Source organism: Candidatus Woesearchaeota archaeon (assembly GCA_003694805.1).
Lineage (GTDB): Archaea > Nanobdellota > Nanobdellia > Woesearchaeales > J110 > J110.
Genome location: RFJU01000002.1, coordinates 1 through 1,125 on the forward strand (window position 1 = coordinate 1; position 1,125 = coordinate 1,125).

The 1,125-nt window shown below is 52.6% G+C and carries 3 protein-coding genes; all 3 read left to right on the plus strand.

What is annotated here, in order from left to right; all coding sequences use genetic code 11:
• On the plus strand, window positions 1-322 hold a 322-nt coding region (locus D6783_00020), incomplete at its 5' end, for a hypothetical protein (GenBank protein ID RME54045.1).
• A 256-nt stretch (window positions 323-578) separates the two neighbouring features.
• Window positions 579-824 (plus strand): hypothetical protein, encoded by a 246-nt coding sequence (locus D6783_00025; GenBank protein RME54046.1) that lies wholly within the window; start codon window positions 579-581, stop codon window positions 822-824.
• A partial coding sequence (locus D6783_00030) for a nucleotide pyrophosphohydrolase (GenBank protein RME54047.1) occupies window positions 811-1,125 on the plus strand: 315 nt, incomplete at its 3' end. The genes D6783_00025 and D6783_00030, both read left to right, overlap by 14 nt.

Consider the following 1,125-nt stretch of genomic DNA (forward strand, 5'->3'; position numbering starts at 1 on the left):
GGTACGCCATCGCGGATTGGCTTGCGGGGAAGAAACCATGACGACCTGGAAGAACACAGAACGACGCATTGCCAAGAAGCTTAACGGTGTACGCGTGGGAGCCACAGGAGCGGCCACGGAGGACGTTCGCAGCGATTGGCTATCCGTGGAGGTCAAACACAGAAAACGCCTCCCCGTCTGGCTGTGGGATGCCTACAGCCAGGCTAGGAACGGAACTATTGACGGCGAACGGCTGGCCATTGTCGTGCTTCACGAGCACGGGAAGCACGACGACATGGTGCTGTTGAGCCTGCGGGATTTCATTGAGTGGTTCGGTGATTGAAATAGAAAAAAGAAAGAGGGTGAACAATGCGAAACCCACGGGATGTACGGTCACAGGTTGTCTTGCGCACAGACCTACGTAATATGTTGAATGCATTCTCTTCTTGTCTGACGTCAAACGATGACTATGCAATGGGGTTCCAGGCTGCGATTCGGGCGATAGCCGTTGCCTATGACCTTGACATTGACATCGTTGATATCGTCGATTATCACAAGGAACGTGTTTGGGTTGTAGATGTTAGCTAAGGCAATCGAACATGGACGATGATCTACACAGAACATTCATGGGATTGAACGATAAGCAACGGCGTCATCTCGACGTTTTGCTGCGAGGAGACGTGCAGATACAAGAATTTCTTGATGGCCGTGTGATGGCGGCGCTTTCCCGGCGTGGCCTGGTGCGACGTAATCGACAAGGTGATTGGGCGCCGTTGTGGGGCGTTGAAGAAGCATGGGAAGAGTTCAGGAAAGAAGAAAAGGACACTGAAAATGGACATGGCTGAATACCAACGATTGGCGTGGCGTACAGTGCCGCAGCTTTCATCGGATGATCTGCGTACAATGGCCCTGTTTGGATTGACGGGTGAAGTTGGGGAATTGGTTGAGAAAGTCAAGAAACAGCGCTTCCATGGTCATGTGGTAACTACGGCTCAGCTTGCCGAGGAACTCGGAGACATTCTTTGGTACGTAGCTGCGGCGACCACGGCCCTGGGGTTGAACCTTGAGATTGTCGCACAAGCGAACATTGCCAAACTGCGCCAACGTTACCCGGAGCAGTTCGATGATGAATTGAGCCGCGAACGA